The sequence below is a fragment of the Streptomyces luomodiensis genome, assembly GCF_031679605.1.
Classification (GTDB): Bacteria; Actinomycetota; Actinomycetes; order Streptomycetales; family Streptomycetaceae; genus Streptomyces; species Streptomyces luomodiensis.
The window spans coordinates 9737650-9755260 of record NZ_CP117522.1 but is presented as its reverse complement, the minus strand read 5'-3'; the positions used below and the strand labels follow the sequence as shown (position 1 = coordinate 9755260).

2 protein-coding genes are annotated in these 17611 nt (G+C 76.8%); both read right to left on the bottom strand.

Going from position 1 to position 17611, the window contains the following annotated elements; genetic code table 11:
- Position 1: 1 nt before the first annotated feature.
- Positions 2–5998: a thioester reductase domain-containing protein gene (locus PS467_RS40770; RefSeq protein WP_432280789.1), complete on the bottom strand. Its 5997-nt coding sequence runs from the start codon at positions 5996–5998 to the stop codon at positions 2–4.
- Complete coding sequence (locus PS467_RS40765; RefSeq protein ID WP_311039553.1) at positions 5998–17589, bottom strand: type I polyketide synthase; 11592 nt, start codon at positions 17587–17589, stop codon at positions 5998–6000. Before PS467_RS40765 ends, PS467_RS40770 begins: the two co-directional genes overlap by 1 nt.
- Positions 17590–17611: the final 22 nt, after the last annotated feature.

Below are 17611 nucleotides of genomic sequence, written 5' to 3'. Positions count from 1 at the left end.
GTCACCGGGGGAAGTAGCCGGTGCGGGTGAAGAACTCGTCGTACCGGCGGAACAGCTCCCGGGTGGGCTCGGGCCGGACGATGCCGGTGTCCGCGAGCGCCGCGTCGGTGGCGGAGCTGTCCATGGCGAGGTACACGTCGGTGGCGCCGGGGCCGGAGACGGCCTCGAACGATTCGAGCAGGGGCAGCAGCGCGTTGCCTCGGTCGGCGACGACCTTGTCGTGCCAGGCTGCGCGGTCGAGCTCGGTCAGCTCGTGGCCGAAGGACCGCAGGTGCGCCACGATGTCGGCGAAGCCGACCGGGGTCCGGCCGGACAGGTGGAAGGTGCGGCCCGCGGTGTCGGGCCGCCGGGCCAGGGCGAGCACGGCGGCGCTGACGTAGTCCACCGGCACGAGGTGGAAACTGCCGCCGAGGCCGGCGGGGACGGCGCGGGCCTGCACCATGCCCTTGACGCTCAGCCACACGAAGTCGCGGGTCTGGCAGGCGCCGCGCCGCTGGTCGCCGGAGACCAGGTCGACCCGGTGGACGGTGACCGGCAGCCCCCGTTCGCGGGCCTGGCCGAGCAGTTGCTCGGCCACCCACTTGCTCTGGGTGTAGCCGGTCCGCAGCTCCTCGGGCGGCCCGGTCGGGTCGTCGGGGCGCAGCGGAACGCCGGGGGTGACCGGCCGGGCGAACACGCCGGTGGTGGATATGTGGTGCAGCGGGACGGTGCGGTGGCGGGCCGCGAGGCGCAGCAGTTCCGCGGTGCCGTCGACGTTGGCGGCCTTCAGCGCGGCGTACGGCTGGAGCCAGTTGACGTGGGCGCCCGCGTGGAGGATCAGATCGACCGACCGGGCGAGGTCGTCGAACTGTTCCGCCGTCAGGCCCAGCCGGTCCCTGGCGAGGTCGCCGACGACCACGTCGAGGCGGCCGGTGTCGACCTCGTCCCACACCTCGTACCAGCGCATGTTGTCCGCCAGACGGCGCAGTGCGTCGTCCCGGTCGGTGCCGCGGACCAGGCAGCGCACTCTGGCGCGGGTGGTACGCATCAGGTCGCGCAGCAGGAACGCGCCGACGAAGCCGGTGGCGCCGGTGAGCAGGACCTCGCCGGGGTCGGCCACGGCCTCGACGGTGGTGGTGGCGGGCCGGATGTCGGCGGGGAGGACCGTGTCGGCGGCGAAGTCGTCCGTCGTCCGGCCTGCGCCGGCGGGTGCTTCGCCGTCGGGTGCGGCGGGCTGCAGGTCGCGCAGCAGCCGGTCGGCGACGGACCGCGGGGTCGGGTGGTCGAAGATCAGGCCGGGTGGCAGCCGTAGCCCGGAGGCGGCGTCGAGCTGGTTGCGCAGCTGGACGGAGCTGAGCGAGTCGAAGCCCAGCTCGGGGAAGGACGCGTCGGCGCGCACGGCGTCCGGGCCGGTCAGGCCCAGGAGGTGGGCGGTCCGGGCCCGTACCAGGTGCAGGACGCGCGCCCGGCGCTCGGCGGGCGGCAGGGCGGCCAGTTCGTCGGCGAGCGCCATGGGTGATGCCGACTCCCCCGCCGGGTGGCGGGCGCCGCGGCGGGCCAGCCCGCGCAGCAGGGGCGGGACCGGAACCTGCCCGCGGACCGTGTCCAGGTCGATCGGGCAGGCCACCACCAGGGAGGCCGCGGCGGCGACCGCGGCGTCCAGCATGGCCATGCCGTGCTCGGCGGAGATCGTCCCGAAGCCTTCCCTGGCGACCCTGCGCAGGTCGGCCGCCGCCGACATGCCCCCGTCCGCCACCGTCCACGGCCCCCACGCCACCGAGACGGCAGGCAGCCCGGCGGCGGCCCGGCGCTGGGCGATGGCGTCGAGCGCGGTGTTGGCGGCGGCGTAGTTGGCCTGCCCGGGGCCGCCGAAGGTCCCGGCGACGGAGGAGAAGAGCACGAACGCGGTGAGGTCGTGACCGCGTGTCAGCTCGTCCAGGTGCCGGGCCGCGTCGGCCTTGGGGCGCAGGACCGTCTCCAGGCGCTGCGGGGTGAGCGCGGTGAACGCGCCGTCGTCCAGGACGCCGGCCGCGTGCACGACCGCGCGCAGCGGCCGGTCGGCGGGTATCCGCTCCAGGACGGCGGCGAGTGCCGCCCGGTCGCCGACGTCGCAGGTTTCGACGGTGGCGTGGGCGCCCAGCGCGGCCAGCTCCTCGACCAGGGACGCGGCGCCGGCGGCGCGCAGGCCGCTGCGGCTGGTCAGCGTCAGGTGCCGTACGCCGTGCCGGGCCGCCAGGTGGCGGGCCACCTCGGCGCCCAGCGCGCCGGTGCCACCGGTGATCAGCACGGTGCCGTCGGTGGGCCAGTGCGGCGTCCCGGTGGGCGCCGCGGCGGGGGCGAGCCGGGGCACCAGGACCCGGCTGCCGCGCACGGCCACCTGCGGCTCGCCGGAGGCGGCGACGGCGGCCAGGAGCGACGGCGGGACCTCGGTGGCGGACTCGTCCACGTCGACCAGGACGAACCGGCCGGGGTGCTCGGACTGGGCGGAGCGCAGCAGGCCCCAGACGGGGGCCGCGTCCGACGGCGCCTGCCCGTCCACCGCCACCGCGCCGCGGGTGACAACGGCGAGGGGGGTGCCGGGGGGCCCGTCGGCGAGACTGCGCTGGGCCACGTCGAGCACGCGGTGCAGCGGATCCGTGGCAGCCACGTGCGTACCCGGCGGGACGGGCCCTTCGGCGGCGGGCAGGACCACCGGGGTCCACACGACCCGGTGGAGGCCGTCCGCCGGGAGCACCGGGGGTGGATCGCCGTAGGTGACCTCGTCCGCGGCGGCGATCACTCGCCCGGCCGCGTCGGTGAGCAGCAGGCCGGGCCCGCCGGGCGGGGTGGGTGCGACGCGTGCCGCGTCCGCGCCCGCGGTGTAGACGCGCACGCCCCGCCAGCGGAGCACGGGCCGGTGGCCGGTCGCGGCGGACAGCAGCCCAGGGTGGAGGATGTAGCGCTCCGCGTCGTCACCGTCCACGGTGCACGCGCCGTCCGCGGCCGGGGGCGGTACGGCCGGGGGTGGTACGGCCGGCGTCGGGCTGAGGGTGCCGTGGGCGTACCGGGTCCACGCGCCACCCTCCGAGGGGCGGGCGTGGACGCGCAGGTCGCGGCGGCCGTCGGCGCCCGGCGCCGCTACCGTGACCTGGAGCTGGAGCCCTCCGCGCGCGGGTGGGACGGCGTCGACGGCGAGGGTCTCCACGGTGGTGCAGTCGACCTCGTCGGCGGCGCGCAGAGCCGCCTCGACCCAGACCGTCGCGGGTGTGCCGGCGCCGGTCAGCCGCCCCGTCAGCGTGACGCGCCCGCTTTCCGGGTCCTCGACGGCCGAGGTGAGCAGCGGATGCCCGGTCGCGGAGCGGTCGGCGCCGCGCCGGGCGGCCTGCCAGTAACGGCGGTGGTCGAAGGCGTAGGTGGGCAGGTCGGTCGGGCGCGCACCGCGGTCCGCGAAGAAGCCCTCCCAGTCCACCGGCACACCCGCCGCGAACAGCCGGCCCAGGCCGGTCACCGCGACCGCCGCCTCATCGCCGCCGCGGCGGCCGAGCGCCACCGCCACCGGCACGTCGGCCAGCATCCCCGTCAGCACCGCGTCCGGGCCCACCTCCACGAAGGTGTCCACCCCCGCCGCCGACATCGCCGCCGCGGCGTCCGCGAACCGCACCGGCTCGCGCACATGCCGCACCCAGTACCCCGGGTCCGTCACCTCCTCCGGGTCCGCCATACGCCCCGTCACGCCCGAGACCAGCGGCACGGCCGGTGCGGCGAGGCGCAGCTCGCGCACCACCGCGCCGAAGGCGTCGAGCATCGGGTCCATCAGGGGCGAGTGGAAGGCGTGCGACACCCGCAGCCGCCGGTGCCGTACGTCCCCCAGCCCCGCGACCACGGCCCCCACCGCCGCCTGAGCACCCGAGACCACCACCGACTCCGGCCCGTTGACCGCCGCGATGGCCACCTCCTCCGTCAGCAGCGCGCGCACCCGCTCCTCCGGCGCCGCCACCGCCACCATCACCCCGCCCGCCGGCAACTCCTGCATCAGCCGGGCCCGCTCGCCCACCAGCGCCACCGCGTCGTCCAGGCTCAACACCCCGGCCACATGCGCCGCCGCGATCTCACCCACCGAGTGCCCCGCCACCACCGACGGCCGCACCCCCCAGGACTCCACCAGCCGGAACAGCGCCACCTGATAGGCGAACAGCGCCGGCTGCGCGAACGTGGTGCGGTCCAGCCCCTCCCCCGTCGCGACCGCTTCGGCGAGCTCCGGCGAGAACCGCCCGCACACGTCCGCGAACACCCGGGCGAACAGCGGGAACGCCGCCGACAGGCCACTGCCCATGCCCGCCCACTGTGCCCCCTGGCCGGAGAACACCACACCCACCCGGCGTCGGCGGGCCGCCGGTTCGGGGGCGTCGCCGGCGGCGGCGGTCAGGCCGGGCAGCAGGTCCGCCGTCGACCGGCCGGACACGACCGCGCGGTACGGCAGGACGGCGCGGGTGGTCGCGAGCGAGTACGCCACATCGGTCAGGGCGCCGTCGGGGACGGCGGTGAGGTGGTCGCGCAGCCGGTGCAGCTGGTTGCGCAGCCCGCCGGGGGTGGCGGCGGTGACGGCGAGTGGCAGGACGGAGGTGTGCGGCGTCTCCACAACGGGCGCGGGCCCGGCGTCGGCGGCGGACGGCTCCTCGATGATCACGTGTGCGTTGGTGCCGCTGATCCCGAACGACGACACCCCCGCCCGCCGCACCCGGCCGGGCACGTGCGGCCAGGGCTGCTCGTGTACGGCGAGCCGCACGGCGCCGGCCGACCAGTCCACGACGGTGGTGGGCTCGTCGGCGTGCAGGGTGCGCGGCACGGCCCCGTACCGCAGGGCGAGCAGCATCTTGATGACGCCGCCGACCCCGGCGGCGGCGGAGGTGTGGCCGATGTTGGACTTCAGCGAGCCCAGCCAGAGCGGGCCCCGGTCGCCGCGGTCCCGGCCGTACGTGGCCAGCAGCGCCTGCGCCTCGATGGGGTCGCCGAGCCGGGTACCGGTCCCATGCCCCTCCACCACATCGACATCCGCGCCGGTGATTCCCGCGTCCGCCCACGCCGCCCGGATCACCCGCTCCTGGGCGGGACCCGACGGGGCCGTCAACCCGTTGGAGGCGCCGTCCTGGTTCAGCGCCGAACCACGCACCACACCCACCACCGGGTGCCCGAGCCGACGCGCGTCCGACAACTTCTCCACCAGCAGCACGCCCACGCCCTCGGACCAGCCCGTACCGTCCGCGCCCGCCCCGTACGACTTGCACCGCCCGTCGACCGCGAGACCCTGCTGGCGCGAGAACTCGATCCAGGCGCCGGGGGCGGACATGACGGTGACGCCGCCGACGAGCGCGAGCGTGCAGTCGCCGTTGCGCAGGGCCTGAGCGGCGAGGTGCAGGGCGACCAGCGAGGAGGAGCAGGCGGTGTCCACGGTGATCGCCGGGCCGTGCAGGCCGAGGGTGTAGGCGACGCGGCCGGAGGCCACGCTGGCCGCGCTGCCGGCGAGCAGGTATCCGCGCAGCTCGTCCGGGCCGGTGTCCATGTCGGTGTAGGTCTGGCCGGCGAAGCCGGCGAACACACCGGTGGGGGTGGCGCGCAGCGCGGCCGGGTCGATGCCCGCGCGCTCGACCGCTTCCCAGGCGACTTCGAGGAGCAGGCGCTGCTGCGGGTCGGTCGCCAGCGCCTCGCGGGGCGTCATGCCGAAGAGCGCGGCGTCGAAGTCGCCCGCGCCGTCGAGGAATCCACCCCGAGTGGTGTCGCAGCGGGCGGCGAGGTCGGCCAGGTCCCAGCCGCGGTCGTCGGGGAAGTCGCCGATCGCGTCGCCCCCGTCGCGGACGAGCCGCCACAGGTCCTCCGGGGTGCGGACACCGCCCGGGTACCGGCAGGCCATCGACACCACGGCGATCGGATCGTCGTCACCGGACTCCCGTTCGGCGAGGCGGTCCCGGGTACGCCGCAGCTCCTCGGTGACCCGCTTGAGGTAGGCGGCGAGCTTCTGCTCGTTGGGGGTGGGCATCGGGATCACTCCGCTTCCGGGCCGAGTTCGCTGTCGACGTAGGCGAACAGGTCGTCGAGGGACGGGTCGTCGGGAGCCGGGTCGTCGGGAGCCGGGTCGGGCCCGGGGCGCAGCTCGGTACGCAGGTGTTCGGCGAGCGCGGCCGGGGTGGGGTGGTCGAAGACCAGCGTGGCGGAGAGCGCCAGGCCGCTGAGCCGGTTGATCCGGTTGCGCAGTTCTACGGCGGTGAGGGAGTCGAAGCCCATCTCGTGGAACGGCCGCTCCGGATCGACGGCGTCGGGGTCGGCGTGGCCGAGCACAGCCGCGGTCTGCTCGCACACCGCTTGGAGGACGTACGGGCCCCGGTCGGCCGCGGGGAGGCCGGCGAGCCGTTCGCGGAACCCGGGGTCCGTGGGCGCCGCGGTGGGCGCCGCCGCCACGGTCGCCGGCGGGGCGCCGTCGGCGATCCAGTAGTGCTGGTGGTCGAAGGCGTAGGTGGGCAGGTCGGTCGGGCGCGCACCGCGGCCCGCGAAGAAGCCCTCCCAGTCCACCGGCACACCCGCCGCGAACAGCCGGGTCAGCGCGGACACCGCACCGGCCGCCTCGTCGGCGTCCCGCCGGATCAGCGGCACCGCCACCGGAACCTCGGTGAGCAGCCCCGTCAGCGTCCCGTCCGGCCCGGCCTCCACGAACACGTCCACCCCGTCGGCGCGCATCGCCGCCACCGCGTCCGCGAACCGCACCGGCTCGCGCACATGCCGCACCCAGTACCCCGGGTCCGACAGCTCGCCCGGCTCCACCGGCCGGCCGAGGAGACCTGACACCACCGGCATGCGCGGCTCGCGCAGTGTCACCTCGCGGAGCGCGGCGGCGAAGGCGTCGAGCATCGGGTCCATCAGGGGCGAGTGGAAGGCGTGCGACACCCGCAGCCGCCGGTGCCGTACGTCCCCCAGCCCCGCGACCACGGCCCCCACCGCCGCCTGAGCACCCGAGACCACCACCGACTCCGGCCCGTTGACCGCCGCGATGGCCACCTCCTCCGTCAGCAACGCGCGCACCCGCTCCTCCGGCGCCGCCACCGCCACCATCACCCCGCCCGCCGGCAGCTCCCGCATCAGCCGGGCCCGCTCACCCACCAGCACCACCGCATCGTCCAGGCTCAACACCCCGGCCACATGCGCCGCCGCGATCTCACCCACCGAGTGCCCCGCCACCACCGACGGCCGCACCCCCCAGGACTCCACCAGCCGGAACAGCGCCACCTGATAGGCGAACAGCGCCGGCTGCGCCACCTCCGTACGTTCCTGCTCGGCGCCGTCCCCCGACCACAGCGTCTGGGCCAGCTCCGGCGAGAAGCGCCCGCACACGTCCGCGAACACCCGCCGGAAAACGGGGAACGCCGCCGACAGCGCCCGGCCGGGCGCCGCCCGCCGTGCCCCCTGGCCGGAGAACACCACGGCCACCCGGCGGTCGGCGGACGCGAGGTCGGACGTGGCACGGGCGAGCCGCTCGACGGCCTCCGCGGAGGTGTGTGCGACGACCGCCGTACGGTAGGCGAGCGGCGACCGGGACACGGCGAGGGAGTACGCCACGTCCAGCGGGTCGGCCGTGCCCTCGCCGAGCCGGGTGGACAGCCGCTCCACCTGGCCGCGCAGGGCGGCGGCGGACCCGGCGGACACCACGAACGGCAGGGCGGGCGTACCGGTTTCGGCGGGCTCGGCGGGCTCGGGCACCGGCTCGGCCGGCGGCTCTTCGATGATCACGTGCGCGTTGGTGCCGCTGATCCCGAACGACGACACCCCCGCCCGCCGCACCCGGTCCGGGGTACGCGGCCACGGCCGGGCCTCGGCCAGCAGCCGGACGTCGCCCGCCTCCCAGTCGACCTCCGGGCTCGGTTCCTCGGCGTGCAGGGTGCGCGGCATGCGCTCGTACCGCATGGCCTGGAGGACCTTGATGACGCCGGCGACGCCCGCGGCGGCCTGGGTGTGGCCGATGTTGGACTTCAGCGAGCCCAGCCAGAGCGGGCCCCGGTCGCCGCGGTCCCGGCCGTACGTGGCCAGCAGCGCCTGCGCCTCGATGGGGTCGCCGAGCCGGGTACCGGTCCCGTGCCCCTCCACCACATCGACATCCGCGCCGGTGATTCCCGCGTCCGCCCACGCCGCCCGGATCACCCGCTCCTGGGCGGGACCCGACGGGGCCGTCAACCCGTTGGAGGCACCGTCCTGGTTCAGCGCCGAACCACGCACCACACCCACCACCGGGTGCCCGAGCCGACGCGCGTCCGACAACTTCTCCACCAGCAGCACGCCCACACCCTCGGACCAGCCCGTACCGTCCGCGCCCGCCCCGTACGACTTGCACCGCCCGTCGACCGCGAGACCCTGCTGGCGCGAGAACTCGACGAAGGTGGTCGGGGTGGCCATCACGCTGACGCCTCCCGCGAGCGCCATGGCGCACTCGCCGTTGCGCAGGGCCTGGACGGCGAGGTGCAGGGCGACCAGCGAGGAGGAGCAGGCGGTGTCCACGGTGATCGCCGGGCCGCGCAGGCCGAAGGTGTACGCGATGCGGCCGGACGCCACGCTGCCCGCCGAGCCGGTCATCAGATAGCCCTCGACCCCGTCCGGGAGCCGCTCGGCGCGGGCGGCGTAGTCGTGGTAGGCGACGCCCATGAACACGCCGGTGGAGCTCTCGCGGATGTCGGCGACCGGGATGCCGGCGCGTTCCCAGGTCTCCCACGCGACTTCGAGCAGCAGCCGCTGCTGCGGGTCCATGGCGAGGGCCTCCCGCGGGCTGATGCCGAACAGGGCGGCGTCGAAGTGCCCGGCGTCGTACAGGAATCCGCCGTGGCGGGTGGCCGAGCGGCCGGTGCCTTCCGGGTCCTCGGCGAAGAGGCGCCCGGTGTCCCAGCCGCGGTCGGTGGGGAACTCACCGACCGCGTCGGCCCCGTCGCCGACGAGCCGCCACAGGTCCTCCGGGCCGCGCACGTCGCCGGGGAAGCGGCCGGCCATGGCGACGATGGCGATCGGGTCCTCGCCGGCGGGGGCGGCAGCCGTGGTGGTCCCGCCCGCCTCGGCCGCCGGGGCCGGCGCGTCGCCGAGCAGGCGCTCGCGCAGGTGGGCGGCGAGCGCGGCCGGGGTCGGGTAGTCGAACAGCAAGGTGGCGGGCAGCGGCAGCCCGGTCGCGGACCGCAGCCGGTTGCGCAGCTCGACCACGGTGAGCGAGTCGAAGCCGGACTCGCGGAACGCGCGGTCCGGGTGGATGGTGTCCCGGTCGGCCGCGTCGTAGCCGAGCGCCGTCGCCGCGTGGCCGCGCACCAGGTCCAGCAGGTGCCGGTCCTGATCTGCCCGGGAGAGCCCGGCCAGCCGGCCCGCCTCCCCGCTCACCTCGGCCGTCTCGGCGGCGAGGGCGCGGGCCGGTGCGCGCACCAGGCCACGCAGGAGCGGCGGGAGCGTGTTCTCCCCCGCCCGGTCGCGGAGCGCGGCGAGGTCGAGGCGGGCGGGGACCACCAGAGTGCGGTCCCCGCCGAGCGCGGCGGCGAACAGGGTCAAGCCGTCGGCGGTGGACATCGGGGCGAGGCCGGACCTGCGCAGCCGCGCCAGGTCCGCGTCGGCGAGGCTGCCCAGGCCGCTGGGGCGCTCCCACAGTCCCCACGCCAGGGAGACGCCGGGCACGCCCCGGGCACGGCGCCGGTGGGCGAGCGCGTCCAGGAAGGTGTTGGCGGCGGCGTACGCGGACTGGGCCGGGAGGCCGAGCACGCCGACGGCCGAGGAGAACAGCACGAAGGCGGTGAGCGGCAGGTCGCGGGTGAGCTCGTCCAGGTGGACCGCCCCATCGGCCTTGGGGCGCAGCACCGCGTCGAGCCGCTCGGGCGTCATGGCGTCCAGCGGGGCGTCGTCGGCCGCGCCCGCCAGGTGGTAGACGCCGGTCAGCGGATGCGTGGCGGGGATGTCGGCGATCACGGCGGCGAGCGCGGCGCGGTCGGTCACGTCGCAGGCGCGTACGGAGACGTCGGCGCCCGCGGCCGTGAGTTCGGCGGCCAGTTCGGCGGCGCCGGGGGTGTCCGCGCCGCGCCGCCCGGTGAGCACCAGGTGGCGGGCCCCGGCGGCGACGAGGTGGCGGGCCAGGTCGCCGCCGAGGCTGCCGAGGCCACCGGTGATCAGGTGGGTGCCGGTGGGATCGGCGGCGGTCCGGTCGGCGCCGGCGGTACGGACCAGCCGGGGCACCAGGATGGCGCCGTCACGGATCGCGGCCTGGTTCTCGCCGGCCGCCACGGCGAGGGCGGCGGCGCGCCGCACGGCGGCCTCGTCGGCGGCGGCGTCGGCGTCCACCAGCACGAACTGGTCCGGGTGCTCGGCCTGCGCGGACCGCACCAGACCCCACAGGGCGGCCCCGGCGGGGTCGGAGACATCGGCCGGACCGCGCACCGCGACCGCGCCGCGGGTGAGCACGACCAGGCGCGCGGCCGGGGAGTGTGCGTCGGTGAGCCAGGCATGGAGGGCCGTCAGGCCGCGTGCCGCCGCGGCACGGGCGTGTGCCGCCCCCCGCCCGGCTGCCGGTGCCGCGTCCCTCGCCTCCGGCAGGTCACCCGGACCGGGCGCCTGCCCGGCCGACGATGCCGCGTCCGGCATAGCACCGGACCCGGGCCCGTACCCGGCCCGAGGCACCGCCGCCCCCGCGTCCGGCAGGCCGCCGGGCCCGGCCGCGTCGTCGGCCGGTGTCACGATCCGCAGGTCGGCTCCGGCCGCGGTGGCCGCTCCGGCCGGCAGCGGCTGCCAGTCCAGTGCGTACAGGGCGCCGCCGCCCGTGGTGACGGCCGTCAGGTCGGCGGCGGGGACCGGTCGCATCAGCAGCGAGTCGACGGCGGCCACCGGGCGGCCCGCGGGGTCGGTCGCGGTCACGCTCACCGCGTCGCCGCCCGCCGGGGCGACGCGCACGCGCAGGGTGGTGGCCCCGGCCGCCGGTACGCGGACGCCGGACCACGTGAACGGCAGCCGCACCATGCCGGCCCCGGTGGCCGGGGTACGCAGCAGCTCCGCGTGGAGGGCCGCGTCCAGCAGGGCGGGGTGGACGGCGTAACGGCGGGCGTCGGCGTGGTGGGCCTGGTCGAGGGCGACTTCGGCGTACATCTCGTCGCCCAGACGCCAGGCGGCGCGCAACCCCCGGAAGGCGGGCCCGTATCCGTAGCCGTCGGCTTCCCGGTCGGCGTAGAAGGCGGTCACGTCGACCGGTTCCGCGCCGGGCGGGGGCCAGGCGGCGGGCGGCTGCGGGCTGGGGGCGGCCGTGGTCAGGGAGCCGGTGGCGTGCCGGGTCCACGGCTCGTCGTCGCCGGTGTCCGGGCGGGCGTGCACGTCGACGGGGCGCGTGTGGTGGGCGTCGAGCGCGCCGACGGTGACCCGGAGCTGGACCGCCGTGCCCTCGGGCAGCAGGAGCGGCCGCTCGACGGTCAGCTCCTCGATACCGGAGCAGCCCACCTCGTCCCCGGCCCGAAGGGCCACTTCGACGTAGGCGGTGCCGGGCATGAGCGCGGTGCCGCCGACGGCGTGGTCGGCGAGCCAGGCGGGCGAACGCGGCGAGAGGCGGCCGGTCAGCACGGTCCGGTCGCCGTCGACCGCGGTCAGGACGGCGCCGAGCAGGGGGTGGTCGGCGGGGGCGAGTCCGGCGGCCGCGACGTCGGAGGGGCCGGTCGCCGGGGACAGCCAGTGGTGGCGCCGCTGGAAGGGGTAGGTGGGCAGGTCGGTCCGGCGTGCCCCGGTGCCGTCCAGGGGCGCGTCCCAGTCCACGGCGAGCCCACGGACGTGCGCCTCGGCGAGCGAACGCAGGAAGCGTTCCCGGCCGCCCTCGCCGCGGCGCAGGGTGCCCACGGCGGCGGGCTGGTGGCCGATCTCGTCGGCGGTGTCCAGCAGGGCCGACAGCAGCAGGGGGTGCGGGCTGCACTCGACGAACGCGCGGTGCCCGTGGCCGAGCAGGGCGACCACGGCGGCCTGGAAGTCCACCGGCTCGCGGGCGTTGCGGAACCAGTAGCCAGGGTTGAGGTCGTCGGCGCCCAGCGGGCCACCGGTCACCGTGGAGTAGAGGGCGATGCGCGGCGGGTGGTGGGGGATGCCGTCGAGCAACTCGCGCAGGGGCTCGCGCAGCGGCTCGACCAGGGCGCAGTGCGAGGCGCCCGCGCGGACCACGACGCGGGCGCGGATGCCGTCCGCCTTGCAGTCGGCGACGAAGCGCTCGATCTCGTCGGGCTCTCCCGCGACGGTCACGGCAGTCGGCCCATTGACGACGGCGAGATCGACGGGCGCGTTCCGCTCGGCGATACGGCGGCGCACACCGTCGGCGGAGAGCTCGACCGCGGCCATCATGCCGCGTCCCGGCAGCTCTTGCGCGAACAGGCGGCTGCGGCGCACCACGACGGTCGCGGCGTCCTCCAGGGTGAGCACACCGGCGACGCAGGCGGCGGCCAGTTCGCCCTGCGAGTGGCCGACGACCGCGGCGGGGCGTACGCCGTGCGCCTCCCACAGGGCGGCGAGCGAGACCATGACGGAGAACAGCACAGGCTGGGCCACGTCGCTGTGTTCCTGGTCGGCGGCGCCCTCACGGCCGAGCACGGTGTCGAGCAGGGACCAGCCGACGAGGGGGTCGATCACCGCGGCGCACTCGCGCAGCTTGTCGGCGAACGCCGGGGCCTGCTCGTACAGCGCGTTGGCCATGCCCGGCCACTGCGATCCGTGGCCGGGGAAGACGAAGGCGACCCGGCCGTGGTCGGCGGCGGTGCCGTGCACGACGCCCCCGGCCGGGGTGTCGGTGGCCAGCGCGTCCAGGGCGGCCGCGAAGCCGTCGTGGTCGGTGGCCACGGCGACGGCGCGGTGCGGGAAGTCGGCACGGCCGTGGGCGAGCGAGAACGCCACGTCGGCGGGGTCGGTGCCGGGGTGGGCGGCGAGGTGGTCGAGCAGCTGGGCGGCCTGGGCCCGCAGCGCCGCGGGCGTCTTCGCGGACAGCGGCCAGGCCACGGGCCCCGCCGCGGCGCGGGGCGGTTCGGGGTCGGCCGGCGGGGGCGCCTCCTCCAGGATCAGGTGGGCGTTGGTGCCGCTGATGCCGAACGACGACACGCCCGCCCGGCGCGGTCGCCCCTCGGCGCCGGCCCAGTCGACGGGCTCGGTCAGCAGACGGACCGTGCCCGCGCTCCAGTCGACGCTCGGGGACGGCTCGTCGGCGTGCAGGGTCCGGGGCAGCACGCCGTGGCGCAGTGCCATGGTCATCTTGATGACGCCGGCCACGCCCGCGGCCGACTGGGTGTGCCCGATGTTCGACTTCAGCGAGCCGAGCCACAGCGGGCGGCCCTCGGGGCGGTCCTGGCCGTAGGTCGCCAGCAGTGCGTTCGCCTCGATGGGGTCGCCGAGCCGGGTGCCGGTGCCGTGGGCCTCGACCGCGTCGACGTCGGCGCCGGTCAGGTTCGCGGTGTGCAGGGCCGCCCGGATGACGTGGCGCTGCGCGGCACCGTTCGGGGCGGTCAGCCCGTTGGACGCGCCGTCGGAGTTGATGGCCGAGCCGCGGAGCACGGCCAGGACGGGATGGCCGTGGCGGCGGGCGGCGGAGAGACGTTCCAGGACGAGCATGCCGGCGCCCTCGGCCCAGCCGGTGCCGTCGGCGGCGGCGGAGAACGCCTTCGACCGGCCGTCGGGCGACAGTCCGCCGAGCCGGCTCAGCTCGGCGAAGACGCCCGCCGTCGGCATGACGGTCACCCCGCCCGCGAGGGCGAGCGCGCACTCGCCCGCGCGCAGTGCGCGGGCCGCGGTGTGCAGGGCCACGAGCGACGCCGAGCAGGCGGTGTCGACGGTGACGGCGGGTCCGCGCAGGCCGAGGACGTAGGCGATCCGCCCGGACGCGACGCTGGGGGTGGTGCCGGTGTAGAGGTAGCCGTCGGAGCCGTCGCTGTCTTCGCCCATGCGCGGCCCGTACTCCTGGAAGGTGGCGCCGACGAAGACACCGGTGTCGCTGTCGCGCAGCGAGCCGGGGTCGATGCCCGAGCGCTCCAGGGACTCCCAGGAGGTCTCCAGAAGCAGCCGCTGCTGCGGGTCGAGCGCGGCGGCCTCGCGGGGGCTGATGCCGAAGAACGCGGCGTCGAACTCCGCGATGCCGGCCAGGAAGCCGCCCTCGCGCACGTACGAGGAGCCGCGACGCCGCGGGTCGGGGTCGTAGAGCCGGTCGACGTCCCAGCCGCGGTCGGTGGGGAACGGGCCGATCGCGTCCACGCCGTCGGCCACGATCCGCCACAGGTCCTCAGGGGACCGGACGCCGCCGGGGAAACGGCAGGCCATGCCGACGATGACCACCGGGTCGTCGTCCGGGTCCGTGCTCTCGGCGGCTGCCGGGGACTCGTCGGCTGCCGGGGGCTCGTCGGCGGTGTCGGCGCCCGTCGAGAGGTGGCGGGCGAGCCGGCCGGGCGTGGGGTACTCGAAGACCAGGGTCTCCGGGAGGGCGCGGCCGATGGCGGCGGCCAGCCGGTCGCGCAGCTCCACGGCGATGATCGAGGTGACGCCGATGTCGCGGAAGGCCGCGTCGGCCGGGATCTCGCCGGGGGCGTCGGAGCCGATGACGGCGGCGGTGTGGCGCCGCACCAGGTCCAGCGGGTCCTCGGCCGGCCGTGCCGTACGCCCGGACGCGGGCGCGGTCTGGGCGGTCTTCCCCGAAGTGGCCCCGGCGGAGGTGGCAGGCCCCTGTGTGGGCGCCGACAGGGCGGCCGGGGTGGCCTGCCCGGTCACGGACCCGGCAGGGGCAGCCGCCTGTGGTACCGGCGCGGCCGGGCCGGAGTCCCCGGGTACGGGCGCGGCCAAAGCGGTCTCTTCGGGCACGGACCCGCCCGAAGCCGCCTGCCCGGCGGCGGGCGCCGCGGGCAGCCAGTGCCGGCGGCGGCGGAACGCGTAGGTGGGCAGGGCGACCTGGCCGCCGCGCCCGGTCAGCGCCGTCAGGTCCACCTCGGCGCCGGCCACATGCAGCCCCGCCAGGGCCTCCACCAGCGTCTCGGGCTCGGGGCGGCCGGCGCGCAGGGCGCCGAGGAAGCGGCGGCCCTCGGGAACGGTGGAGCGGGCCGCGGCGGTGAGCACCGTGTCGGGCCCCAGCTCCAGATAGGTGGTGACCCCGGCCGCGTCCAGGCGGCGCACACCGTCGGCGAACCGGACGCTGTCCCGCACGTGCCGCACCCAGTACGCGGGGTCGCACAGCTCGGCGGCGGTGGCGATGTCGCCGGTGAGGTCGGAGACGACGGGCAGCCGCGGCGGCGCGTAGGACAGGGACTCCGCGACCGTCCGGAAGGCGTCCAGCATCCCCTCCATGCGGGGCGAGTGGAACGCGTGGCTGACCCGCAGCCGGCGGGTCCTGCGGCCCTCGGCACGCCACCGCTCGGCGAGCCCGTCGACGGCCTCGGCGTCACCGGAGATCACCACGGCGCGCGGCCCGTTGACCGCGGCGACGGACACCCGGTCCGTCAGGCCGTCGTTGTCGAGGGCCGCCCTGACCTCGTCCTCGCCGGCCTCGACGGCCGCCATCGCGCCGCCGCCGGGCAGCGCCTGCATGAGCCGCCCACGGGCAGCGACCAGGGCGCAGGCGTCCGGCAGCGTCAGCACGCCGGCGACGTGTGCCGCGGCCAGCTCGCCGATGGAGTGGCCGAGCAGCAGGGCGGGCCGTACGCCGAGGCCGGTGACGAACCGGTGGAGCGCGACCTCGATGGCGAACAGGCCGGGCTGGGCGTACTCGGTACGGTGCACGGCATCGGCGTCGGGCGAGCCGGGTCCGGCCCACAGCACCTCGCGCAGCGGACGGTCGAGCAGGGCATCGAAGTGCGCGCAGACCTCGTCGAAGGCGGAGGCGAAGGCCGGGTGGGCGGCGTACAGCTCCCGCCCCATACCGGGCCGCTGCGCGCCCTGGCCGCTGAACAGCACCGCGACGTCGCCGCCCGTGGCCTGGCCCACGGCGGTGCCGGCGCCCTCGGCGCCCCGGCCCAGCGCGTCGAGCCGGGTGCGCAGGGTGGCGCGGTCGCCCGCGACCACGACGGCCCGCGCGGGGAAAGCGGTGCGGGTGGTCAGGAGTGACGCGGCGAGTGCGGCCGGTGGCACCCCGGGTCGCTCCTCCACCCAGCGCGCGAGGTGACGGGCCTGGGCGCGCAGCGCCTCGGCGTCGCGGCCGGAGACGGCGTACGGCAGGGGCAGCGCGTGGCCGGCCGAGGCGGGGTCCTGGGCGGAAGCCGGGGCGGGGGCATCGGCCGGGGCGGGGCCGGACCCGGGAGCCGGGGCGGCACCGGTGTCAGCCGGGGCGGGAGCGGTGGCGTCGGGGAGGTCCGCCGGGTCGGGCGCGGCCGCCAGGACCAGGTGGCAGTTGGTGCCACCCATGCCGAACGAGCTGACCCCGGCGATCAGGGGCGCGTCCGGGCTGGGCCACGGGCCCAGCCGGTCGTGTACGCGCAGCCGCCACTCGTCCATGGGGATGCGCGGGTTGGGGGTGCGGTAGTTGCGGCTGGCGGGCAGCTCGCCCTCGCGCAGCGCGAGAACCACCTTGAGCAGGCCGGTGATGCCGGCGGCGGCCTCCAGGTGGCCCACGTTGGTCTTGACCGAGCCGACGTGCAGCGGCCGGTCGGCGGGCCTAAGGGCGCCGAGCGCCGCGCCGAGCGCCTCGGCCTCGACGGGGTCGCCGGCGCGGGTGCCGGTGCCGTGCAGTTCGACGTACTGGACGGCGGCCGGGTCGACGCCCGCCTGGCGGTACGCCTCCTCGATCACCTCGCGCTGCGCGTCCGGCTCGGGGTGGGTCAGGGCGGGACCGCCGCCGTCGTTGTTGACCGCGCCGCCGCGGATGACACACCAGATGTCGTCGCCGTCGGCCAGGGCCCGGCGCAGGGGTTTGAGCACCACCACCGCGCCGCCCTCGCCGCGGACGTAGCCGTTGGCGCGGGCGTCGAAGGTGAAGCACTCGCCGTCCGGGGACAGGGCGCCGAACCGTTCGACGTCGGCGGTCGCGGCGCCGCTGAGGTTGAGTTGCACGCCGCCCGCGAGGGCGAGGTCGCACTGGCCCGACCGCAGGCTCTCGCAGGCGAGGTGCACGGCGACCAGGGACGAGGACTGGCCGGTGTCGACGGTCATGCTGGCGCCACGGCTGCCCAGCAGGTACGACAGTCGGTTGGCGATCAGGCTGCGGCCGAGACCGGCCAGGGTGTGCGGGGAGACGGCCTCCGGGCCCGCGCCCGCGGTGAGCCGGGCGTAGTCGTCGGCGACCGCGCCGAAGAAGATCCCGAACCGGGTGCCGCGCAGTCGCGACGGCACGATGCGGGCGTTCTCCAGGGACTCCCAGCCGAGTTCGAGCGCGAGGCGCTGCTGGGGGTCCATGGCGGCCGCCTCGCGCGGGGTGACGCCGAAGAAGTCGGCGTCGAAGTCCTCGACGCGGTCCAGGAAGCCGCCCCTGCGCAGCCGCACGGGGGCGTCGCTCCAGCGGTCGGCGGGGGCCTCGGCGACGGCGCCGCGCCCTTCGCGCAGCAATTGCCAGAACGCGCCGGGGTCGGGTGCTCCAGGGAGTCGGCAGGCGATTCCGACAACCGCCACGGGCTCCGGGGGACGGGGTTCGTCATGCACGTCTACGGCCACGAAATCGACGGTATGCGCGGGG